We start from the raw sequence: 22,632 nt of genomic DNA on the forward strand, positions 1-22,632 counted from the left end.
CCACCGGCCCGCGCCCGCGACGCCGCCGGCGCGCCGTACCCACCGGCTCCGCTCTGCACCCGCCCGCGCAACACCACGATGGTTGCGCGGACGGGTGCAGAGCAAGCAAATGGGTGCAGAGCAAAGCCGCCGTCAGGGCAGGCGTGAGGTCCACAGCAGGCTGAGCGCCCCCGCGCCCAGACCCAGCAGCAGCGCCGCGGCCGCGAACCACTGCGAGACCTCCTTGGGCACCGTCTTGTGGCCGATCGACGAACCCATGTCCTGGTACACCTGGGTCAGCTCGGCCGCCGACGCCGCCTCGTAGAAGAAGCCTCCGGTCGTCTCGGCCAGCTCCGCCAGCGCCTGCCGGTCCACCGGGACCCGCTGCAGCTGCCCGGCGATGTCCACCATGCCGGCGTCCGTGCCGAAGGCGATCGTGGTCACCGGCACGTTCGCCTCGACCGCCGCGGCGGCCGCGTCCTCGATCGCCCGGCCGTAGGTGCGGTAACCGTCGGACAGCAGCACGATGCGGGCCGGTGGCGGGCCCTCGGCCCCGGCCCCGGGGACGGCCTTGATCGCGTCCAGCGAGGTGTACACGGCCTCGCCGGTCGCCGTGGCCTCGGCCAGTTCCAGCGCGTCGATCGCCTCGGTCACCGCCGCACGGTCCTTGCCCGGCGAGACCAGCACGTTCGCCGACTTCGCGAACGACACCAGCCCCAGGTTGTACGAGCCGGGCAGCTCCTGCACGAACTGCTTGGCAGCCTCCTGCGCCGCCTCGATCCGAGTCGGGGTCACGTCGTCGGCCTGCATCGACAGCGACACGTCGATGGCCAGGATGATGGTCGCCCGTTCCAGCGGCTCGTCGACCTCCACCGAGGGCCTCGCCAACGCCGTCACCAGCGAGAACAGTCCCGCCAGGAACAGCCCGGCGGCCACGTGCCGCCGCCAGCCCAGCCCTCGGGGCACCAGCGAGCGCAGCAGCTCCAGGTTGCTGAACGGCAGCGCGGTGTCGCGGCGGAACCGCCGCAGCAGGTGCCGGGCTGCGTACGCCCCGGCCAGGGCCAGCACCGGAATCAGCGCCAGCAGCCACATCGGATCCAGGAAACGGATCATCGGCTCCCCCCGCGGGTACGGCGGTGTCGCTGCGCGGCCACGAACCGCACCAGGTCGAGCAGCCAGTCGGAATCGGTGCGCAGCCGCACCTGCCGGGCCCCGGCGGTGCGCACCGCGTCGGCGACCAGCTCGCGCTGGCGCAGCGCGGCCTGGGCGTAGCGGCGGCGCAGGTCACGGTCGCCGGTCTGGACCTCGTGCACCGCGCCGGTCTCCGGGTCGCGCAGCTCCAGCACCCCGGCCACGGGCAGCTCCAGCTCGCACGGGTCGAGCACCTCGACGGCCAGCACCTCGTGCCGGGTGGCGAGCTTGCGCAGCGGCCAGGCCCAGCGCTCGGGCGGGTCGAGGAAGTCCGAGATGACCACCGCCAGCCCGCGCCGGCGCGGCGGGCTGTTCAGCGCCTCGATCAGCGGCGCGAGGCTGTCGGCCGGACGCGGCTCGCGCCGCGCCGCGCCGCCCTCGTCGATCAGCCGCGCCACCGTGCGCAGCAGTCCCTGCGCCTCGCGCCTGCCGGGCCGGGCCGGGCGGCGGACCAGCTCGGAGCCGCCCGCGTTGATCACCGCGCCGACCCGGTTGCCGCCGCGCACGGTCAGGTGGGTCATCGCCGCGGTCGCCGCCAGCACCAGATCGCGCTTGAGCATGCGGGCGGTGCCGAAGTCGAGGCTGGGCGACAGGTCCACGGCCAGCCAGGTCTCCAGTTCCCGGTCGGCCACGGTCAGCCGCACGTGCGGCACCGTGGTGCGGGCGGTGACCGGCCAGTCCATCCGCCGTACGTCGTCGCCCGCCCGGTACTCCCGCGACTCCCCCGCCTCACTGCCCGGCCCCGGCAGCAGGCCCAGGTAGTCGCCCTGGAGAAGTCCGTCCAACCGCCGGTTGACCAGCAGTTGCAGCCGACGCAGCGCGGCTTGGCCGCCGGTCCGCTCGGGGGCGGCCGCGGTCACGCTCATGTCGCCTGCTGCCGCGGGGCGACCGAGGGCAGCGGCACCGCGGCCAGCACCCGGGCGACGATGTGGTCGGCGGGGATCTCGTCGGCCAGCGCGTCGTAGCTGAGCACCAGCCGGTGGCGCAGGATGTCCGGGGCGATGTCGAGCACGTCCTGCGGCAGCGCGTAGTCGCGCCCGCGCAGCAGCGCCAACGCCCGGGTGGCCCGCACCAGGCCCAGCGAGGCGCGCGGGCTGGCGCCGTACTGGATGAGCCGGGCGATGTCGGGCATGCCGTGCTCGGCCGGGGCGCGCGTGGCCAGCACCAGGCGCACCGAGTAGTCGACCAGTGCATTGTGGACGAACACCTGGTCGGCGCGTTCCTGCAGGCCGAGCAGCGCCTCGGTGGTGAGCACCGGCACCGCGCGCGGCGGCGCGACACCCATCCGGTACACGATCTCGCGTTCCTCGGTGTCGGTCGGGTAGCCCACCAGCACCTTCAGCAGGAAGCGGTCGCGCTGCGCCTCGGGCAGCGGATACACGCCCTCCTGCTCGATCGGGTTCTGGGTGGCCATGACCAGGAACGGATCCGGCACGGTATGGGTGACCCCGCCCAGCGACACGTGCCGCTCGGCCATGACCTCCAGCAGCGCCGACTGCACCTTGGCCGGGGCCCGGTTGATCTCGTCTGCGAGCAGGAAGTTGACGAAGACCGGGCCCAGCTCGACGTCGAAGCGTTCGCTGCCGGTGCGGTAGATCCGGGTGCCGACGATGTCGGCGGGCACCAGGTCCGGCGTGAACTGCACCCGGGCGAACGAGCCGCCCACGACCGTGGCCAGAGTCTCCACGGCCAGCGTCTTGGCCACCCCGGGCACGCCCTCCAGCAGGCAGTGCCCGCGGGCGAGCAGTGCCGTGAACATGCGCTCGATCAGCCGGTCCTGGCCGACGATCACCTTCTTGACCTCGAACAGTGCGCGTTCCAGCAGCGTCGCGTCCTGCGCGGGGGTGGCGACGGGATCTGCGCTGCCGGTCGGCGCGGGGCCGGTGGTGTTGTCGTAGGTGATGGGCTGCACCACGGCTCCTCGTTACCGACGGGTTCCTGATCTGCCCCAGCCTCGCACGAACAGCCGACTTATGCGGCATAGTGCCGTTATTCCGGCGAAACCATCGGTTGCCGGAGCCGGGCGGTGTCGGCTTTTCATTTCATCCGAACGGTTGCCTCGCCACTCTTCCCTCCGCGCCCGGCGCGTGGTTAATATTCGTGCGTTGCCGGGCGGCTTCCCCCGTGGCCGCCCGGCACGCCAAACACAGTCCGAGCCCTGCTCGGGCTTTTTTGTTGCGCGGGTAGGCTCCACGACGTGATCGAGGCCGAGGCTCCCCTGATCTGCTCACGCAAGGGCTGCCGCGCCGCGGCCCTCTGGGACCTGCGCTGGAACAACCCCAAGCTGCACGACCCGGACCGGCGCAAGAGCTGGCTCGCCTGCGACGAGCACCGGCAGACCCTGGCCGACTTCCTGTCCGCGCGGGGCTTCCTGCGCGAAACGCTGCCGCTGGCCTGATCGTCTATCGTCGGAACGGTGACCGACCCGCGCTCCGAAGCACCCGTGCACACCGCGACGCGCAGCGCCCTCGACCCGTGGCCGGGCGAGGTCGCCTGGCGTCCCGTCTCGCCGCGCCTGGTCGCGCTGGAACTCACCCGGGTGTCGATCAGCACCGCGGTCCTGCTCGCGGTGTGCGGCGTGGTCTGGGCCTTCACCGGTTCGAGCTGGGCCCTGTTCGCGGCCGTCGCCGTGCTGGTGTTCACCGTCGTGCGGGGCGTGGTGGCGGTGCGCGCCGCCCGCTCCTACGGCTACGCCGAGCGTGAGCGCGACCTGCTCGTCCGGCACGGCAGGATGGTCCGGCACCTGTCCATCGTCCCGTACGCCCGCATGCAGTACGTCGACGTCACCGCCGGCCCGCTGGAGCGCTCGTTCGGCCTGGCCACGGTGCAGCTGCACACCGCCGCGGCGGCCTCCGACGCGACCATCCCCGGCCTGGAGCCCGCCGAGGCCGCCCGCCTGCGCGACCGGCTCGCCGCACTGGGCGAGGACGCCGGTGAGGGCCTGTGACCACACCCGCCGAGATGCTGCCCCGGCAGCGGCTGCACCCGCTCAGCCCGGTGCTCAAGAGCGTGCGGACCCTGGTCCTGGTCATCGCCGCCGTGTCCTGGCGCGGCTTGCAGAACCTCGGCCCCGGCCGGTACGCCCTGGTCCTGCTCGGCCTGCTGGTGCTGGTGCTGCTCTACTCCGCCGTCGCCTGGCGCTTCACCGGTTATGAAGTGGTCGGCCGGGAGCTGCGCATCCACGAGGGGGTGCTGTTCCGGCGCACCCGTGCGGTGCCGCTGGAACGGCTCCAGGCGATCGAGGTCGTGCAGCCGGTGCTGGCCCGCCTGGCCGGGCTCGCCGAACTGAAACTGGACGTGGCCGGCGCCGGCAAGGCCGAGGCTCCGCTGGCGTTCCTGCCCCTGGCCGAGGCCGACGTGCTGCGCACCCGCCTGCTGGCGCTGGCCACCCGGACCCTGGCCCCGGCGGACGAGACGGCCCCGGCCGAGCCCCGGTCCGCGACGCAGCCCGAGCCGCCCGACCTCTACCGGGTCGACAACAACGACGTGACGGTCAGCCAGTTCCTGACCCCGCCGGTGATGTTCACGCCGCTGGCCATCCTGTACATCGTCGGCCAGCTGGCCTTCAACAGCGACTTCGGCGTCTTCGCGGTCGCGAGCATGGTCACCGCGGTGGCGGGCACCATCGGCGCGCCCGTGATGCGCATCCTCAACTTCTGGAACTTCCGGATCGGCCGGGCCGCCGACGAGCGCCTGCGCATCCGGCACGGCCTGCTGGAGACCCGCAGCCAGGTGGTCGCCCCGCGGCGCATCCAGTCGCTGACGGTGACCTGGCCGCTACTGTGGCGCGGCAAGGGCTGGCTGCGGGTCACCCTCGCGGTCGCCGGGCAGAGTTCGGTGGGCGCCGACGGCCAGCCGAGCCGGGCCGAGACCGACCGCCTGCTGCCCGTGGCGACCGTGGACACCGCCCGGGCCCTGGTGCCGCTGGCCCTGCCGGGGCTGGACATCACGGCGCTGCCCCTGTCGCCGGTGCCGCACCGGGCCCGCTGGCTGGCTCCGCTGCGCCGCCGGGTGCTCGCCGCGGGCCTGACCGAGCACGCCTTCGCCACCGTCGACGGGCTGATGACCCGGCAACTGACCGTGGTGCCGTACGCCCGGATCCAGAGCGTCCGCGTCACCGAGGGTCCCTGGCAGCGCCGCCTCGGCCTGGCCACGGTGTACGTCGACGTCGCCGGCGCGACCCCCGCCGCGGCCGCGCACCGGCCGCTGGCCGAGGCCTTCGCCTGGGCCGACGACCTGACCATCCGCGCCCGCGCGGCCCGCGCAGAAGTGTAAGTCGACTTACTATAAGTGGACTTACACTTCCCGACATCGACCGGTTTCATCGCGCCAGAGTCCGGCGATTGGGGGACGAAGTGCAGGCCGAGCAGGACCGCTGGGTGGTGTGGCGGCAGGACGACAACGGCAACCGGTACGAGGTGCGCCGGTGCGACACGCGTGCGGAGGCCGAGCAGCTCGCCGCCGAGATGGAGGCGCGCGGGCACAAGCAGCTCTACTGGGTCGCCCCGCTCTGATCAGCGCAGGTCGATCGGCTGCAGGCCGACCCGCACCAGCCGGACGCGGCCAGACAGGTCTCGCACGAGCACCGGCACTCCCCCGGCCCGCGCCGGGCGCACCTCGAACATCACGTTGCGCTCGTGCACGTCGGAGTAACGCCGCCGGTAGCGCTCGTAGCGGCCGCCGAGCACCAGCCGCAGGTATCCGGTGAGCAGCCCGTCGAGGCGGCTGCGCCGGTCCGGCCGCCACGGGAAACGCGCCCACTCGTGGCCGTGCACCCACTGCCGTGCCTTGACCAGGCCGGTGAACCGCAGCCCCACGGTCGCCCGCGCCGACTTGGGCACCCCGGCCAGGCCGGGCACCCGGTGGTCGCCGAAGTAGACCCCACCCACGAAGCGCCCGTTGAGGTACGTGCGCTCGTCGATGACCTCCAGCACGAACATGCGCCCGTCGCCGTCGCGTACGCCGAAGCAGGCCTTCTCCTCGCCCGCGCCCAGGTAGGCGCACCGCCACGCCGGGTCGGGGAAGCGCAGCAGGCGCCCGTCGTAGACCGCCTGCCGGATCTGCTCCGTGTGCGACGCGGCCAACCCGCCGGCCGCTACCACCTCCAGCAGCTCCCCGTCGAAGTCGACCAGCACCGCCACCTCCAATGTGTACCGCCACTGTGCCGCGTGGCCGCCGATCCTGCCGCCCCGGCAGGGTGACACGGGTGACCAGGGCCGCCCGAGTGCGTCCAGCTCACGCGATGCCGCCCGCGATCGGCAGGTTCGGCGGGCGGTGTCGCGCGCGTGCGGGCGGCCGGGCGAACGCCTAGGCTGTGGCGCATGCAGCAGCTCACGGCAGGCCTGACGGCGAAGGTGCAGTTGACGGTGAGTGACGCGGACACGGCGCAGGCGCTGGGCTCGGGCGACGTCCCGGTGCTGGGCACGCCGCGGGTGGTCGCGCTGGCGGAGGCGGCCACGGTCGCGGCGACCGCGCGGGTGCTGGAATCCGGGCAGACCACGGTCGGGACGCGTGTCGAGCTGGATCACCGGTCGGCGACGCCGGTAGGCCGTACCGTGGTGGCGGAGGCGCTGCTGACGAAGGTCGACGGCCGCAAGCTCACCTTCGAGGTGACCGTGCGCGACGGCGAGACCGTCGCGGCGGAGGGTCGGGTGGAGCGGGTCCTGGTGGACCGGCACCGCTTCGTGGAGAAGGCGACGACGTCATGACCGAGTTCACCGAGCTTGCGGACGGGGTGTTCGTGCTGGTGTACCCGTATCTGCGGGTGAACTGCACGCTGATCACCGGGGAGACCGGCGCGCTGCTGGTGGACACCCTGTCCACCGAATCCCAGGCCCGGGAGCTGCAGGAGGCCGTGCTGCGGGTCACCACCAAGCCGCTGGGCATCGTGAACACGCACTTCCACTTCGACCACTGCTTCGGCAACGCGACCCTGGCCGGGCCCGCGACCCCGATCTGGGGCCACCGCGAGTGCGTCCGCGAGCTGCGCGAGCACGGCCGCGAGTGGCAGCGCTCCTGGGAGCAGGAACTGCTGGCCGACGACGAGCGGATCGCCCGCGAACTGGGCCGGGTCGTGCTGCGCGCGCCGGACAGCCCGGTCGAGCGCGAGGACCTGATCGACATCGGCGGCCGGCAGGTGCGCCTGTCCTGGCACGGCCGCGGCCACACCGCCGGCGACCTGGTGGTACGCGTGGACGACGTGCTCGTCGCCGGGGACCTGGTCGAGGAGGGCGCCCCGCCGGGGTTCGCCGACTCGTTCCCGCTGGACTGGCCGGAGACGCTGCTCGCGCTGTCGCGCACGGCCGGGCCGGACACGGTGGTGGTGCCGGGCCACGGCGAGATCGTCGACGCGGAGTTCCTGACCATCGCCCACGACGAGCTGGCCGCCCTGGACTGGCTGATCCGCGACGCCCACGGCGACAGCGGCGACGTGGCCAAGGTGGCCGCCGCCAGCTCGCTGGCTCGCTGGGGCGAGGCCGGGCTGCGCGAGGCCGAACACGCGGTCCGGCGCGGCTACGCCCAGCTGGACGCGGCCACGCCGAACACGATCGGCTAGCTCAGCTGATCGCGTATCCGCGCTTGAGCAGCTGATACGCGTCGCCCTGGAAGCCCTTGTCGTCCGGGATCGCGAAGTCGACCGCGTCGGCGACCCGGTTGATGGTGCAGAAGATCGCGCAGACGTGCACCACGTCGCGCACCCCCTGCTCGGTGACGCCCTCGGCATACGCCGCCTCGACCAGCTCCGGGCCGACCTCGTCCGGGCGCAGGGTGAGCGCCTCCAGCAGGGCGAACGCGGCACGCAGCGACGGCCGCACCGGGGCGGTGCGCCAGTCGTCGAGCACCGCTGCGGTGACCTCCGGCCCGAGCGTCGCGTCGGCGATCGCACCATGGCTGCCCGCGCAGAAGCGGCAGTGGTTGAGGTTCGACACGAAGGTGGCCATCAGTTCGCGCTCGCCGATGCTCCACTCGGAGGGCCCGCGCAGCACCCGGTGCACCCAGGCGGTGAAGGGCTCGCCGAAGAACTCCCGGCGGTAGTGCAGCATCTTGAGGATGTCGGCCGGCGGACGTCCGCTGGCGATCCTGATCATCTTCAGTTTGACCCGGTCGCTGAAGCGCCAGGACCGGCCCAGGCTAGGCAGCCGCATGCCGGGTCACCTCCGCCTGAGTGGCAGCGAGCGCCGCCGCCGACTGGACGGGCACCGCCCGCACGGCCGGGGCCTGCTCGCCGGACGAGCGCTGCTGCGCCTGCGCGATCGCGGCGAGTCCCGCGTCCAGCCGCCGCTGCCCGGCGCCCAGCGCCACGGCCACGGTCAGCTCGTACACCTGGTCCTCCGACCAGCCCACGGCCAGCAGCTCGCGCACCTGCTCGTCGGTGCTGCGCCAGGCGTGCTCGCGCATCGTGTCCACGTAGCCGCGCAGCTCGTGCGAGACCTCGTCGAGTTTCGCGTGCGCGACGACGTGGCGCACCCGTGACGGCGTCGATCCGGGGCCGTCGAGCACCGCATGGCGCAGTACGGCGAAAAGGTTTTCGGGCACGGTGTCGTCGTCGTTTGGTACGAGGGGCACGAAGGCACCTTAGGCCGCGGCGGCTTTCTCCGCTAGATCCAACCAGCCCGGTGCGTCCCACGGCACACCGCTGAAACCCAACGCTGCCTGCAGATTCGGTAACGTCGGCGTGAACGGCAGTCCGATCAGGATGTCCGCGGGCCCGTCCGCGCGGGGGCGGGCGTCCGGGTCGTCGCAGATCAGGATCGACACCGCCGGGCCGCACGCCAGCAGCACCGCGCCCCGGCCCAGGGCGCGCAGCCGCCGCGCCGCCCGCAGCGGCGGAACCGCTGGGTGCCGAGCGAGCACGTCGGCGCTGCTCAGCACGGTCAGGTCGGCGTCGTGGCCGAACTCCTCGACCACGTCCCACAGCCAGGGCAGCGCGCTGTCCGGCAGGGCCGCGACGTCGGCGTGCAACAGCCGCGGGGGCCCCGGCACGCGCCACAGCCCCCGGGCGGCCACGAGCGCGTCGGGTCTCAGCAGGGACGAGACTCGCACCAGGACCGGCTGCGCCATCCCGCCTCCCCTGACGGCTCCGCCGATCGCGTGCGGTGTCCCACCTGGACGGTGTGACACCGCGGACGCGATTGCGGCGTCGGTTGTCAGAGCAAGCATGGCACGGACGTAACGCTGGTGGGGAGTCCTCGGCGGTCTGCCGTTCAGGCGGACCGCCGGGACGAGCCACTAGCGGCAGTCAGGAAACCATCGAGCCGACGACGGGTTTCGTCAGCAGAGCGGATTCGTTGCGGCCCACGCCCGGATCGAGGGTGCGGGCGACGAAGATGGAGTGCCAGACGCAGAAGACGAGCACCGTCCAGATCTTGCGGGAGTTGTCCGCGCCCCCGGCCCGGTGCTCCTTGAGCAGGCCGTCCACATAGGTCAGGTCGAGCAGGTCGTCGGCGCCGGAGGTGTGCAGGATCTCCCGGGCCCAGTCGTACATCTCGCCGGCCAGCCAGACCCGGGTCGGGGTCGGGAAGCCCAGCTTCGGGCGGTTGACGATGGCGGGCGGCACGACCTGCTCCAGCGCCTTGCGCATGGCGTACTTCGTGGCGTTGGAGCGCGGCGGCACCTTCAGCTCCAGCGGGATCTTCGAGGCCACCGCGAACACCTCGCGGTCCAGGAACGGCACCCGCAGCTCCAGCGAGTGCGCCATGGACATGCGGTCGGCCTTGACCAGCACGTCGCCGCGCAGCCAGGTGTGGATGTCGACGTACTGCATGGTGGCCACGTCGTCGAGGCCGTCGGCGGCCGCCTCGGCGTACAGCGGCGCGGTGACGTCGGTGAAGCGGGCCGCCGCCTCGACCGACTCGCGGCGGCGCAGCAGGCGGCGGATCTCGGCGTCCTCGGTGAAGATCCGCGAGTTGCCGGAGAAGCGCTCGGTCAGCGGGGTGGTGCCCCGTTCCAGGTAGCTCTTGCCGCGCATGCCCCGCGGGATCGCCTTGGAGACCGCCCGCAGGCCGCGCTGGAACGAGTGCGGCAGCCGGGTCAGCGGGGCCAGCGACAGCGGCTCGCGGTAGATGCCGTACCCGCCGAAGAACTCGTCGGCGCCCTCGCCGGACAGCACCACGGTCACGTGCTTCGCGGCCGTCTGCGCCACGTGGTAGAGCGGGACCAGGGACGGGTCGGCGACCGGGTCGTCGAGGTGCCAGACGATGCGTGGCAGCGCCTCCATCATCTCCCGCGCGCCGATCTTGGTGGGGATGGTGGTGACGTCGAGGTGCCGGGCCGACTCCTGGGCCACGTCGATCTCGGAGTAGCCGGGCACGTCGAAGCCGACGGTGAAGGTCAGGATGTTCGGGTTCCACTCCCGGGCCAGCGCCACCACGGCGGTGGAGTCGATGCCGCTGGACAGGAACGCGCCGACCGGCACGTCGGAGCGCATGTGCAGCCGTACGCTCTCCCGCAGCGTCTCGTGGATCTGCGCGAACAGGCGCTTCGGGTCGTCGATCGACAGCCGGGGCCGCAGCACCGGCCGGAACCAGCGGCGCTTGGTCAGCTCCCCGCCGGTGCGCTCGCCGGCCGGGCCGGGCCGCCAGGTCAGGCACTCACCGGAGCCGATGCGCTCGATGCCGTGGTGCAGCGTGTGCGGCTCCGGCACGTACTGGAAGGTCAGCAGGTGCGACAGTTGCACCGGGTCGATGCCGGCGTTGCCCGCGGCGGCGCTGGGCGCGAACGGCAGCAGCGCCTTCTTCTCGCTGGCCAGGAACAGCCCGTCCACGGTCTGCAGGTAGTGCAGGGGCTTGATGCCGAACGCGTCGCGCGCGCCGAAGGCCAGCCGCTCCTGCCGGTCCCAGATCACGAAGGCGAACATGCCGCGCAGCCGGTCCAGCACCGCCTCGCCCCAGTAGTGGTATCCCGCCACGATGACCTCACCGTCACCCTGCGTGGCGAACTTCGCGCCGTACTCGTCGATCAGCTCCTGGCGCAGCTCCAGGTAGTTGTAGATCTCCCCGTTGAAGGTGAGCAGGTAGCGGGCCTCGGCGGAGTCGGCGCTGTCGGGGCCGGGCGGCGACCAGGGCAGCGGCTCCTTGGAGAACTCGACGTCGATGATCGCCAGCCGCTTGTGCGCGAAGATCGCGTCGGTGTCGACGACGTCCAGCCCGGTGTCGTCGGGGCCCCGGTGGTGGAGCCGTTCCAGGGCCTCGCCGAGGGGGCCTGAGTACGCATCAACCGTGCCCTGACTACTGAAAAAGGCCAAAAGTCCACACACGTGGGCAATCATGCCAGCTACCGGCGGGCGATAGGCTCGGAACACACGAAGACCATGCTCGGAGGCGGCAATATGACTGAAGAGAAGAAGGGCACCGAGTCGCACGACCCTGCGTACCCGGAGAAGTTCCTGCAGTTCATGCGCACCGGATGGAGCGACACCGAGCTCCCGGTGACCCTGCGGGCGGAGGCCCCCAACCACGCCAAGCGCCGCGCGGCGCTGTCCGCGGCGTTCCCCGGCGAGACGCTGGTGATCCCGTCCGGGCACGAGATGGTGCGGGCCAACGACACCGACTTCCCGTACCGCCCGGGCAGCGATTTCGTCTACCTGACCGGCGAGCACGACCCGGAGAGCGTGCTGGTGCTGCGCCCCAACGGCTCCGGCCACGACGCGGTGCTGTACGTGCGCCCCCGCTCCCCGCGCGACACCGACGAGTTCTTCAAGGACCGCCGCTACGGCGAGCTGTGGATCGGCCGCCGCCACACGCTGCGCGAGAAGTCCGCCGAGCTGGGCGTCGAGACCGCCCACCTGGACACGCTGCCCGACGTGCTCAACGACCTCGCCCCCGGCCGCACCCGGGTGCTGCGCGGCCTCGACCCGCACGTCGACGGCCTGGTCCGGCCGACGAACCCGGAGCGCGACCGCGAGCTGGCCTGGACCATCTCCGAGATGAAACTCGTCAAGGACGAGTGGGAGATCGCCCAGCTCCAGGACGCGATCGACGCCACCGTGCGCGGCTTCGAGGACGTGGCCCGGATCATCCCGGCCGACCGGCCGGTCTCCGAGCGCCTCATCGACGGCGTGTTCGGCCTGCGCGCCCGCCACGACGGCAACACCGTCGGCTACAGCTCGATCGTCGGCGCGGGCGGCAACGCCACCGTGCTGCACTGGATCCGCAACGACGGCCGGACGACCCCGGGCGAGCTGCTGCTGCTGGACATGGGCGTGGAGAACCGCAACCTCTACACCGCCGACGTGACCCGGACCCTGCCGGTCAGCGGCACGTTCACCCCGCTGCAGCGCCAGGTGTACGACATCGTGCACGCCTCGCAGCAGGCCGGCATGGACTTCATCAAGCCGGGCGTCAAGTTCGCCGACGTGCACACCACCTGCATGCGGGTGCTCGCCGAGGGCCTGCACGACCTGGGCATCCTCCCGGTCAGCGTCGAAGAGGCGATGTCCAAGGAGTCCACCGTCTACCGCCGGTGGACCCTGCACGGCTTCGGCCACATGCTCGGCATCGACGTGCACGACTGCGCCCACGCCCGGCACGAGGCGTACAAGGACGGCGCGCTCGACGAGGGCTACGTCCTCACCGTCGAGCCCGGCCTGTACTTCCAGCCCGAGGACGAACTGGTCCCCGCCGAACTCCGCGGCGTCGGCATCCGCATCGAGGACGACGTCCTGGTCACCAAGGACGGCGCCGTCAACCTCTCCGCCGGCCTCCCCCGCACCTCCACCGAGGTCGAAACCTGGCTCGCCACCCAACGCGACCAGGGCCCCCGCCTCCCCGGCTGACCCCCGAAACGCGTTGATCATGAACTTATGGCACGGCTCGACGGCGTGTCATGGGAACAACTTCATGATCGACGAGGGCAGGGCAAGGGCGGGCATCCCTCCACGGGGTGCCCGCCCTTGCCGTGGGAGTGGGCGACGAGGGCGGCAGCCCGCCCGCACAGGTGTTCCGATCATGGCCGTAACCTGGTCAGAAGCTTCGCGTTGGAGCACATCGGACGGCTAAGACACACGCCGACCTGCGCGGGGCAGGTCATCACCCGGCGTGAACGGTCCGTCCGGGGGTGAGCGATGCTCGCGAAGAGTGAAGATTTCCAGGGCCGCCGCACTTGGGTGCGCACGCTGGCGACAGGATTGATGGTCGCGGCCGGACTGGTGGCGGGCGGTCTGGCCGGGCCGACCACGGCCGACGCACTCGCGCCTGACGACGTGGCGAGCACCGCGCAGCGGGCCGCGGCTCTGGTGACCTGCGCGACCGCCACGCCGACCCGGGTCGGCACCAACGGCGCCGACTACATCATCGGCACCTCGGGCCCGGATGTGGTCTTCGGCCTGGGCGGCAACGACTACATCGACGGCCGTGGCGGCGACGACCTGCTGTGCGGCAACGCGGGCGCGGACTACCTCGTCGGCGGCGACGGCGCGGACACCCTCGAAGGGGCCGACGGCAACGACTACCTGCGCGGTGACGCCGGCAGCGACGTCCTGATCGGCGGGAACGGCGAGGACTACCTGCTGGGCGGGGCCGGCAACGACAACCAGTTCGGCGGAGCCGACAACGACCTGCTCAACGGTGGCGACGGCACGAACACCAACGACGGCGGCACCGGCACCGACACGTGCATCCGCCCGTCCATCGGCCCTGGCTGCCCCTGACCCGGCCCGGACCAGCCTCGTTGCGGCTCGCGCCGTACCCCGGCGATAGGAAGGGCACCTTCCACAACGCATAGCGATGTGAAGGTGCCCTTCCTTGCTTGCGTCACTTCGTGACGAAGACCGCCACGGTACGGCTGGGCACCGTGAACGCGCCGGTGGACGACGTGAAGGCGGACTGCCGGACCAGCGGGTCGGCCGAGGTGGCCAGCACCGGGTGCAGGGCCAGGCGCGCGTTCTTCAGGGACGCGACCGTCTGCGTGGTGCTCGACGTGGTGGCGTTGAAGACCACCACGACCGTCTTGCCGTCCTTCTTGATCACCATCGTGATCACGCCCGGGGTCTCGGCGGCCCCGGACAGCGGGAACGACACCGCCTGCTGCACCTCGGCCTGCGTACGCAGGGAGAACAGCGGGCTGGACGCGCGGACCCGCAGCAGCTCCGCGAACCGGTCCCCGGCCAGGCCGATCGCCTCGCACGTCGGCACCAGCGCCGGATCGGCGAGCAGCGGCTTCGCGTAGGCCCACTTGCTCTCGTTGTCGGCCGCCGGGGGCAGGCCGAGCCCGAACCCGTTGCCGCTCGCGCAGTCCCAGCGGATGGCGTTGAACCAGTCGCCGGAGTTGTACGAGTTGCGGTCCAGCGACTTGCTGCGCAGCAGGTCAGAGCCCGCGGTGACGAACCCGGTGCCCTGGCTGAGCACCACCGTCGACAGCGCCAGCACCTGCATCCGCGCCCGGTCCAGCGCCGGGGTGTCCGCGGGCAGCTTGTACGCCAGCGCGTCGAACAGGATCTCGTTGTCGTGCGCGTCGACGTAGGTGACAGCCTCCGCCGGGGCCTTGGTGTACCCGGCCGGCGAGCCGTTGTAGTCCACCTCCGCGCCGCTGACCTGGTTGCCGGCCGAGTCCGTGAAGGTGAACCCGGCCAGGTTGCCGGTCAGGCCGACCTTGATCTGGTCCTGCTGGTGCAGCAGCCGGGCCTTCTGCTCGGCGGCAGTGCCGTTGACCGCATCGCCGTTCGGGTCGGTGAACAGCCCGGACGCGAAGCCCTGCAGCCGCGGGTTGTCGTCGAACGGGCCGCCGCCGCGTACGGCGTCGCGCAGCCGGTCGTTGAACGTGGCGATGCCGGTGCCCGCCATGTTCGCCTGGGTGGCCTGCTCGAACCGGGCGTCGTTGGCGACCTCGCCGAAGTTCCAGCCCTCGCCGTAGAGCAGGATCGCCTTGCCGTCGACGCCGTCCTTGGCCAGGGTCAGCCGGTCCAGCGCCGCACGGACGTCGAGCAGGTTCTGCTTCGGGTGGTGGCCCATCAGGTCGAACCGGAACCCGTCCACCCGGTACGTCTTCGCCCAGGTGACCAGGGAGTCGACGACCAGCTTGCCCATCATCGCGTGTTCGGGCGCGGTGTTGGCGCAGCAGGTGGAGGTGGCCACGGCCCCGTCCTCCAGCAGCCGGTGGTAGTAGCCGGGCACGATCCGGTCCAGCACCGACTTCGGGTCGTCGCCCGCCGCCGAGGTGTGGTTGTAGACGACGTCCAGCACCACGCGCAGCCCGGCCCGGTGGATGCCGTCCACCATGGACTGGAACTCGACGTTGCGCGCCTTGCCCTCGGGGTCGGTCGCGTAGCCGCCCTCGGGCACGGTGTAGTGCAGCGGGTCGTAGCCCCAGTTGTAGCCGTCGGTCGCGGCGACTCCCGCCACGCAGGCCTGCTGCTCGGACGAGTCCCGGGGCAGCGACGGCAGGTCGCAGGCGGGCTGCTGCTGGTCGGTCCGCTTCTCGGGGATCGTCGCGAAGTCGAACACCGGCAGCAGGTGCAGGTGCGAGACCCCGGCGTCGGCCAGTGACTTCAGGTGCCGCATACCCGCGGTCTGCGGGTCGGTGAACGCGGCGTACGTGCCGCGCCTGTCCTGCGGCACCGTCGTGTCCGCGACCGAGAAGTCGCGCACCGACAGCTCCTGGATCTGCGCCCGGCCCGTGTAGGACGGGGCCTTCACCGCCGCGCCGGGCAGCTTCGCCACGTCGATCAGCTGGCTGTGCGTCGAGTTCGCCGACAACGCAACGGCGTACGGGTCCGTCACCGACGCCGTGACGACCTGCGCCTTGGCGGGCTGCCACACGCTGACCCGGAACCGGTAGTACTTGCCGGACCAGTCACTCGACCCGGTCACCTTCCACACGCCGGTGTTGTCGTCCCGCAGCATCGACACGGTCTGCGGTGTCGCCGACGGGCTGTCGAACAGCTCCAGTTGCACGTCCTTCGCCGTCGGGGCCCACAGCGCGAGGCTGGGCCTGCCCTTGGCGAACACCGGGCCCAGCGCCGCCTTGGCCGCTGCGGAGTACACGTCGTCCAGCGCTCCCGGGATCTGCACCCCGGTCGCCGACAGCAGCGTGCCCTCGTGGTCGCTCTCGGTCACCACAAGCTGCCCGCGCAGCGCGTTCTTGATGCTCGCGAGGGTGGCGTTCACCTCGAACGCGCCGTACGCCCACAGGTGCGGGAACTTCTGGCGCTGCGCCTCGGACAGGCCGCCGGACGCGGACAGCCGGATCTTCGTGAAGTCGCCGGCCAGCGCGCCGTCCACCACGGACAGCCCGCCGTTCGGGGCCACGACCAGGTCGTACACCTTGCCGTCGGGGTCGTGCTTGTTCCAGGCGATGGTGCCGCGGTCCAGCCAGTGGGCGTACGTCTTACTCAGGTCGATGTCCAGCGCCGCGCCCTTGACCGACGGCCGCAGGTAGGCCTGCTGCCCGGACAGGATCCAGGCCTCGTTGCCGAACGTCGCGAAGTCCAGCCGCTGGTCGGCGGGCAGGTCCTTCTCGTCGCCCTTGTGGATGATGTAGTTCACCCCGGTCGCGCCGTCCACCAGCGGGATGCGCCAGTACGCGCCGAACGCGTCCGTGCCGGTCGGCAGCATCGGACTGCCCCACTCGACCGGGTTGGCGTTGCCGTCCCACAGGTGCAGGCCCCAGCCGGTGTAGTTCCCGTCAGCGCGGCGGTAGTGCAGGACCGCGGTCTTCTCGGCGGCGGCCCGGCTGGTGTGCACGGTCCCGTCGCCGGACGCGATCCACGCCTCGCCGACGCCCATGTCCATGGCGAGGTCGGCGTTCGGGTCCTTCTCGTCGCCCCGGTGCACGATGAAGTTCACCGGCTTGGTGGCGTCACCGACGGGCACACTCCAGTGTGCGCCGAAAGCGTCGGTGCCGTCCGGCTGGCGCGGGCTCGACCAGTCCGTGCCCGCTCCGGCGGCCAGTCCGTCACCCCACAGGTGCAGGCCCCAGCCGCTGTAGTTCGCGTCGGCCCGGCGGTAATGCATGTCCACCTTGCCGGTGGCCGCAGCGCGAGAGGGGTAGATCGTCGCGTCGCCCGATTTCAGCCAGATCTCGCCGACCCGGCTCGGGTCGACGCTGCGGTCAGCCTCGACGTCTTTGCTTCCGGAGCCGTTGACCACGAGAAACCCGACGTTGGTAGCGCCCGGCTTGACCTTCACCCAGGCGAAGCGCCCGTACGAGTCCTCTCCCGCGAACGGCTGGCCCTGCGGCCACGGGTGCTGCATCGAGCCGTCGACGTCGCCCCAGGTGTACAGGCCCCACGGGTCGTAGTCGCCGTCGCCGCGCTGGTAGTGCACCAGCACGTACTCGCGCTGCGCCGCCTGCGCCGGCGAGGCCACGGTGATGGCGCTGGTCGTGGACGCGGTGCGGCCCGCGCCGTCGCGTGCTACGGCCTTGTAGGTGACTGCCGTGCCACCGGCCAGGCCGGTGAGGTCGTGGAACACGGTGTGCTCGCCGACCGCCTTCGAGGTGCCGAGCAGCTTCCACGGGCCGTCGCCGACCTGCGCCGCGAACGTGACCGTGGCGAGCGGGTCGCCGGTGACCTGGGCGGTGACGGCGGCGCGGGTGGCGACCTCCGCGCCCGAACCCGGGGCGGTGATGGTGATCTGCGGGTCGGCGGCGCTCGGCAGGGCCCGGTCGGCGCGCAGCACGATGCTCGACAGCGCGGGCACGGTGATCGTCGCCTTGCCGTCCGCCCCGGCCGTCGGGCCGTTGCCCGCAGCGGGGTAGAGCTGCCCGAACACGGCGTTCGCGGTGGCGGTGTCCACGGTGACGGTCTTCGGGGCGGTGCCGCTGTTCGACGCCACCAGGTACTCGACCCGCTGGGCCGGATCGATGCGGGAGAAGGCGAACACGCCGTCGCCCGCGTGCCGGGTCACCTGCACGCCGTCGCGCAGCGCCGGGTGCGCCCTGCGCAGCGCGCCAAGCTCGGCGATCGCACGGTAGAGCGGGTGCGCGGTGTCGAACTGGTCGGCCGCGTGGGTGCGGTCGGTGCCGAGCAGGTCGTCGTCGAGGTAGTCGGCGACCTGGCTGGCGAACATGTCCTGGCGGGCGTCCTTGTCCCCGCCGTTGCCGGTGAAGCCCTGCTCGTCGCCCGAGTACACGACCGGCTGGCCGCGGGTCAGGAACATCAGCTCGTGGGCGAGCCGGTCGCGCTGCAGGGCGATCGTCGCGTCGGCCTCGACGTTGCTGATGAACGTGCCGATGCGGCCCATGTCGTGGTTGCCGAGGAAGGTGGGCAGGGTGGACGCGTCGGTGCCGGGTGAGGTGTACAGGCCGTCGGCGGCGTACAGGTCGCCCAGGCCCTGGCCGGAGCCGCCGGTGACGAAGCCCTGCGCGGCGGCCTGGAAGCCGAAGTCGAGCGTGGCCTGCAGGCGGCCCTGCCGCACGTAGCTCGACATGATGTTCGGGTCGGCCGAGTAGACCTCGCCGAACATGAAGAAGTCGGGCTTGCCGGCCTTGCGGGCGTCGACCGCGATGCCCTGGCTGAACTGCGGCCAGAACTCCATGTTCACGTGCTTGGCGGTGTCCAGGCGGAAGCCGTCCACACCGGTGGACTCGATCCAGTCCGAGTAGACCTTGGTCATGCCGCGGACCACCTCGGGCCGCTCGGTCCACAGGTCGTCGAGGCCGAAGAAGTCGCCGTAGGTGCTGTTCTCGCCGGAGAAGGTGGAGTCGCCCCGGTTGTGGTACATCGTCGGGTCGTTCAGCCAGGCGGGCGTCTTGGCCTTGGCGTCGGCGGCGCTCTTGAAGACCGGGGTGTACGGCATCGACGAGCGGTCCGTCTTCGGGAAGCCGTTCCTGCCGTCGGCGTAGTTGACGTCCTCGAAGGCCCGCCCCGCGGTGTCGGTGTACGGGCTGGTCTTCTTGTCCACGTACGAGTACTGGTTCTCCTCGTACGCGATGACGTCGGCGGTGTGGTTGACGATGACGTCGAGGTAGATCTTGATGCCGCGCTGGTGTGCGAGCTTGACCAGCTTCTTCAGGTCCGCATTGGTGCCGAAGTGCGGGTCGACCTGGGTGAAGTCGGTGATCCAGTAGCCGTGGTAGCCGGCCGAGGCGTCCGTGCCGGTCCCCTGCACAGGGCGGTTCTGGAACACCGGGGCGAGCCAGATCGCCGTGGTGCCCAGGCCCTCGATGTAGTCGAGCTGGTCCATCAGACCGGCCAGGTCGCCGCCGTGGTAGAAGCCCTTGTCGGTCTTGTCCAGGCCGGTCTTGAGCCGGTCGCCGGACAGCCCGCCCTTGTCGTTGCGGGTGTCGCCGTTGGCGAAGCGGTCCGGCAGCACGAAGTAGAACTGCTCCGCCTGGCGGCGCGGCGTGCCGGCCGCGGCGAGCGCCGCCGCGGCGGGCTCGTCGGCCCAGTAGGTGTCACCGGCCTGCACCCACTGCGCGGGGCCGCCGCCGGTCAGCGAGCGGATCACCACGAACGGGGCCGCGGCCAGCACCAGTGCCAGCAGTCCGATGAGGAGAGTGCGGGGATTTCTCAACTGTCTGCGCAGTGCCGCGGGGCGCACGAGGGCGCGTAGGGCTGCCATGGGCCTTCTCCGGGAGGGTGAAGTGTCGGGGGCGTCACACGAGCAACAGCGGCAACATACGGGTAACTGAAATGTTTCCGCAAGGCCTTGCAATCTTTGACGTGTAAACGGCAGGACGCTGAAAGATCGCCGCCGACACCCTCCCCCAACCGTGGTCCTCCAGAAGCGGGGCCACCCTTGCCACATGTCGGGTATTAGCTATCAAATAGTCCTAATCGGTCGATACACCTCCGCGACCGCTACCGGAAGGTGGGTCCCATGGATGCCATCACCGAACTGCTGACCAGCATCAACGATCTGCTGGCCAGCCTGATCTCCATCGTGCTCGGCGGCGCCGCACCCGGCCTGCCCGTCGACCCGAGCCTCCCGCCCGTACCCGGCCTGCCCGAACTCCCCGTCCCCGGCCTCCCGCCCCTGCCCCCGGTCCCGTGACGACGGCCCGAGAGCAAGGAAGGGCACCTTCTTAACGCTCCGCGTTGAAGAAGGTGCCCTTCTTAACCTTTACGGCCCGAAGGCCCTGCTCAGAGGACGTCGTGTCCCGGGTGGTCACCCTCGCCGACGTCGACCCGGCGCGGCTCGCTCGGGATCACGCCCAGCTTGCCCGCCTGGTAGTCCTCGAACGCCTGGATCAGCTCGGCCTTGGTGTTCATCACGAACGGGCCGTACGCCATCACCGGCTCGCGGATCGGCAGGCCGCCGAGGATCAGCACGTCCATGCCGGCCGCGTTGCGGCTCTCCTGCGACGCGTCGGCCTCGATGGTGATCACGTCACCGGCCCCGTACACCGCGAGGTCGCCGAGCTTCACCGGCCGCTTGTCGGCGCCGACCGAACCCGACCCGGCCAGCGTGTACACCAGCGCGTTGAAGTCCGGCCGCCACGGCAGCCGCAGCTGCGCCCCCGGTGCGAGAGTGGCGTGCACCAGCGCGATCGGGGTGTGCGTGATGCCCGGTCCGGAGTAGCCGGCCACCTCTCCGGCGATGACGCGCAGCAGCACCCCGCCGTCGGGCGAGCTGAGCAGCGACACCTGACCGGCCCGGATGTCCTGGTAACGCGGCGGCGACATCTTCATCTTGGCGGGCAGGTTGACCCACAGCTGGAAGCCGTGGAACAGGCCGCCCGACATGACCAGCTCCTCCGGCGGCGCCTCGATGTGCAGCAGGCCGCTGCCGGCTGTCATCCACTGGGTGTCGCCGTCGGAGATCAGCCCGCCGCCGCCGTGCGAGTCCTGGTGCCGGAAGATGCCGTCGAGCAGGTAGGTGACCGTCTCGAAGCCCCGGTGCGGGTGCCATGGGGTCCCCTTCGGCTCACCGGGTGCGTACTCGACCTCACCCATCTGGTCCATGTGGATGAACGGGTCCAGGGCCTTCAGGTCGACGCCCGCGAACGCGCGGCGGACCGGGAACCCCTCCCCCTCGAAGCCCGACGGCGCGGCGGTCACCGACGTGACCTTCCGCTCGACCGCGGCCTCGCCCGGCACGGGCACCCGGGGCAGCACCAACAGGTCATCGACGGTAACGGCAGGCATGACGCCCTCCCTCTGTACTAGCGTTCCCCTGACAAGATAGTTGAACAGTCAACGATCGTCCAACATTCCCGGTCACATGCCCGCCCGCCCGCGCCGCGCCGGCGGCGGCGCGGGGCACGGCGGGGCAGTCAGGCGAGGGTGGGGCGGGTGTGGTCGGTGGCCATGCGGACGGCGAGCACGCCGAGGACGGTGCCCATCAGGTAGCGCTGGACGCGCAGCCATACCGGGCGGCCGGAGAGGAAACCCGCGATCGTGCCGGCGGCCAGCGCGATCAGCCCGTTGACGGTGACCGCGACGACGATCTGCACCGCGCCGAGCAGGAACCCCTGCGCCAGCACGTGCCCAGCCGCCGGGTCGATGAACTGCGGGATCAGCGACAGGTACAAGATGGCGATCTTGGGGTTGAGCAGGTTGGTGACCAGCCCCATCGTGAACAGCCGCCGGTTCGAGTCCGGCGGCAGCGCCGCCGGCTCGAACACCGACACACCGCCGGGCCGCAGCGCCTGGAAAGCCAACCAGCCGAGGTACGCCGCACCGGCGAGTTTCACCGCGAGGTACAGGGACGGCACCGCCACGAACAGCGCCGAGAGCCCCAGGTTCGTGGCCGTCAAATAGACGAGGAAGCCCGCCGCGACGCCGGCCAGCGAGACCAGCCCCGCCCGCCGTCCCTGGGTGATGCTGCGCGAGACGAGATACATCATGTTCGGCCCCGGGGTGAGCACCATGGCCAGCGCCACCGCGAACACCCCGAGAACCGCGCCCGAAGAGATCATGACCGGATCGTCCCACCGCGCGACGCCGCCGGTGGAGCACCAATCCGTGTCAGGTGGCCTGCGCGCCGAACCGCCGCCCCCGCGGGCGGTTCGGCGCGCCGGCACCCGGCACCCCGCCGGCCGTTCCACCCCGCGGGCCGCTCGGCACACCGCCCGGTCCGCCGAGATCGGATGAGATCGATCATGAAGTTATGGCAGCGACACACCGTCGAACACGGCCATAAGTTCATGATCGACGCGGTCAGGCCGTCTCGATGAGGCGGTCGGGTGGTCTCGATCAGGTGGTCAGGCGGGGTCGACCAGGACGAATTCGAGGCGGTTGGCGTGGGGGTCTTCGGTGTGGAAGCGGCGGATGCCGGGGACCTCGTCGTTGCCCCAGGTCACGGGGTAGCCCGCCGACTCCAGGCGGGTGGCGAGGCTGTCGAGGTCGGGGCGGAGCAGGGCGGGGTGGGCCTTGCGGGCGGGGCGGAAGTCGTCCTCGACGCCCAGGTGCAGCTCGCTGCCGTACTCGTCGATGAACCAGCAGCCGCCGCGGACCGCGAGCGCCGGAGGTTTGGGTTTCTCGGTCATGCCGAGGACGCCGACGTAGAAGCCGCGCAGCACGTCCTCGCTGCCCCGGGGGCAGGCGACCTGTACGTGGTGAATCACATCCCGGAGTCTGGCACG

At 71.5% G+C, this 22,632-nt stretch carries 21 protein-coding genes; 9 read left to right on the plus strand and 12 right to left on the minus strand.

What is annotated here, in order from left to right; genetic code table 11:
• Positions 1-132: 132 nt before the first annotated feature.
• The 3 genes from AB0B35_RS01625 to AB0B35_RS01635 are packed head-to-tail and all read right to left on the minus strand — an operon-like array spanning position 133 to position 3,073.
• On the minus strand, positions 133-1,092 hold the full coding sequence (locus tag AB0B35_RS01625) for a VWA domain-containing protein (protein ID WP_361039400.1): 960 nt from the start codon (positions 1,090-1,092) through the stop codon (positions 133-135).
• On the minus strand, positions 1,089-2,036 hold the full coding sequence (locus AB0B35_RS01630; protein ID WP_361039403.1) for a DUF58 domain-containing protein: 948 nt from the start codon (positions 2,034-2,036) through the stop codon (positions 1,089-1,091). Before AB0B35_RS01630 ends, AB0B35_RS01625 begins: the two co-directional genes overlap by 4 nt.
• The gene (locus AB0B35_RS01635; protein ID WP_361039660.1) at positions 2,033-3,073 is read right to left on the minus strand and encodes a MoxR family ATPase; all 1,041 of its coding nucleotides are present in this window, start codon (positions 3,071-3,073) and stop codon (positions 2,033-2,035) included. The genes AB0B35_RS01630 and AB0B35_RS01635 overlap by 4 nt, the downstream gene beginning before the upstream one ends.
• A 294-nt stretch (positions 3,074-3,367) precedes the next feature.
• On the opposite strand from AB0B35_RS01635, the gene AB0B35_RS01640 reads away from it, so the two are divergent.
• The 4 genes from AB0B35_RS01640 (at position 3,368) to AB0B35_RS01655 (ending at position 5,684) form a co-directional block, all read left to right on the plus strand.
• A complete protein-coding gene (locus tag AB0B35_RS01640; protein WP_361039406.1) occupies positions 3,368-3,568 on the plus strand; it encodes an acetone carboxylase in 201 nt (66 codons plus the stop codon).
• 18 nt (positions 3,569-3,586) lie between these two features.
• Complete coding sequence (locus AB0B35_RS01645) at positions 3,587-4,117, plus strand: PH domain-containing protein (protein WP_361039409.1); 531 nt, start codon at positions 3,587-3,589, stop codon at positions 4,115-4,117.
• Complete coding sequence (locus AB0B35_RS01650) at positions 4,114-5,445, plus strand: PH domain-containing protein (protein ID WP_361039412.1); 1,332 nt, start codon at positions 4,114-4,116, stop codon at positions 5,443-5,445. Before AB0B35_RS01645 ends, AB0B35_RS01650 begins: the two co-directional genes overlap by 4 nt.
• Positions 5,446-5,513: 68 nt before the next feature.
• Positions 5,514-5,684, plus strand: coding sequence for a hypothetical protein (locus AB0B35_RS01655; RefSeq protein WP_361039415.1), 171 nt, complete (start codon positions 5,514-5,516; stop codon positions 5,682-5,684).
• On the opposite strand, the gene AB0B35_RS01660 is transcribed toward AB0B35_RS01655, so the two are convergent.
• On the minus strand, positions 5,685-6,311 hold the full coding sequence (locus AB0B35_RS01660) for a hypothetical protein (RefSeq protein WP_361039418.1): 627 nt from the start codon (positions 6,309-6,311) through the stop codon (positions 5,685-5,687). It lies immediately after the preceding gene.
• Between the two features lie 180 nt (positions 6,312-6,491).
• On the opposite strand from AB0B35_RS01660, the gene AB0B35_RS01665 reads away from it, so the two are divergent.
• Both AB0B35_RS01665 and AB0B35_RS01670 read left to right on the plus strand, forming a co-directional pair.
• A complete protein-coding gene (locus tag AB0B35_RS01665; protein WP_203694549.1) occupies positions 6,492-6,878 on the plus strand; it encodes a hotdog domain-containing protein in 387 nt (128 codons plus the stop codon).
• Positions 6,875-7,726 carry an MBL fold metallo-hydrolase gene (locus AB0B35_RS01670; RefSeq protein WP_361039421.1) on the plus strand — a complete coding sequence of 284 codons (852 nt, stop codon included), beginning with the start codon at positions 6,875-6,877 and terminating at the stop codon, positions 7,724-7,726. Before AB0B35_RS01665 ends, AB0B35_RS01670 begins: the two co-directional genes overlap by 4 nt.
• Before the next feature lies 1 nt (position 7,727).
• Here the strand turns inward: AB0B35_RS01670 and AB0B35_RS01675 are convergent, their stop codons facing one another.
• From AB0B35_RS01675 to asnB, 4 genes are all read right to left on the minus strand, one after another.
• Complete coding sequence (locus tag AB0B35_RS01675; protein ID WP_361039424.1) at positions 7,728-8,315, minus strand: hypothetical protein; 588 nt, start codon at positions 8,313-8,315, stop codon at positions 7,728-7,730.
• Positions 8,302-8,736, minus strand: coding sequence for a hypothetical protein (locus AB0B35_RS01680; protein WP_361039427.1), 435 nt, complete (start codon positions 8,734-8,736; stop codon positions 8,302-8,304). Before AB0B35_RS01680 ends, AB0B35_RS01675 begins: the two co-directional genes overlap by 14 nt.
• A 9-nt stretch (positions 8,737-8,745) precedes the next feature.
• Positions 8,746-9,231 (minus strand): hypothetical protein, encoded by a 486-nt coding sequence (locus AB0B35_RS01685; RefSeq protein ID WP_361039430.1) that lies wholly within the window; start codon positions 9,229-9,231, stop codon positions 8,746-8,748.
• Positions 9,232-9,409: 178 nt separating this feature from the next.
• Positions 9,410-11,425, minus strand: coding sequence for an asparagine synthase (glutamine-hydrolyzing) (gene asnB / locus AB0B35_RS01690; protein ID WP_361039433.1), 2,016 nt, complete (start codon positions 11,423-11,425; stop codon positions 9,410-9,412).
• Positions 11,426-11,497: 72 nt separating this feature from the next.
• Between asnB and AB0B35_RS01695 the strand changes: the two genes are divergently transcribed.
• Both AB0B35_RS01695 and AB0B35_RS01700 read left to right on the plus strand, forming a co-directional pair.
• Complete coding sequence (locus AB0B35_RS01695; RefSeq protein ID WP_361039435.1) at positions 11,498-12,943, plus strand: aminopeptidase P family protein; 1,446 nt, start codon at positions 11,498-11,500, stop codon at positions 12,941-12,943.
• Between the two features lie 288 nt (positions 12,944-13,231).
• Entirely contained in the window at positions 13,232-13,816 is a 585-nt protein-coding gene (locus AB0B35_RS01700; protein ID WP_361039438.1) for a hypothetical protein, read from the plus strand.
• Between the two features lie 103 nt (positions 13,817-13,919).
• Here AB0B35_RS01700 and pulA read toward each other — a convergent pair whose 3' ends face one another.
• Positions 13,920-19,667 carry a pullulanase-type alpha-1,6-glucosidase gene (gene pulA, locus AB0B35_RS01705; protein WP_361039441.1) on the minus strand — a complete coding sequence of 1,916 codons (5,748 nt, stop codon included), beginning with the start codon at positions 19,665-19,667 and terminating at the stop codon, positions 13,920-13,922.
• 258 nt (positions 19,668-19,925) lie between these two features.
• Here pulA and AB0B35_RS01710 point away from each other — a divergent pair, with 258 nt between their 5' ends.
• A complete protein-coding gene (locus AB0B35_RS01710; RefSeq protein ID WP_360529100.1) occupies positions 19,926-20,099 on the plus strand; it encodes a hypothetical protein in 174 nt (57 codons plus the stop codon).
• A gap of 89 nt (positions 20,100-20,188) precedes the next feature.
• On the opposite strand, the gene AB0B35_RS01715 is transcribed toward AB0B35_RS01710, so the two are convergent.
• From AB0B35_RS01715 to AB0B35_RS01725, 3 genes are all read right to left on the minus strand, one after another.
• Positions 20,189-21,193, minus strand: coding sequence for a pirin family protein (locus AB0B35_RS01715; protein ID WP_361039444.1), 1,005 nt, complete (start codon positions 21,191-21,193; stop codon positions 20,189-20,191).
• A gap of 128 nt (positions 21,194-21,321) precedes the next feature.
• The gene (locus AB0B35_RS01720) at positions 21,322-21,966 is read right to left on the minus strand and encodes a LysE family translocator (RefSeq protein ID WP_361039446.1); all 645 of its coding nucleotides are present in this window, start codon (positions 21,964-21,966) and stop codon (positions 21,322-21,324) included.
• Positions 21,967-22,251: 285 nt separating this feature from the next.
• Positions 22,252-22,614 (minus strand): glyoxalase, encoded by a 363-nt coding sequence (locus tag AB0B35_RS01725; protein ID WP_361039448.1) that lies wholly within the window; start codon positions 22,612-22,614, stop codon positions 22,252-22,254.
• Positions 22,615-22,632 lie beyond the last annotated feature (18 nt).

This window comes from Catellatospora sp. NPDC049133, assembly GCF_040648455.1.
Taxonomy (GTDB): Bacteria; Actinomycetota; Actinomycetes; order Mycobacteriales; family Micromonosporaceae; genus Catellatospora; species Catellatospora aurea.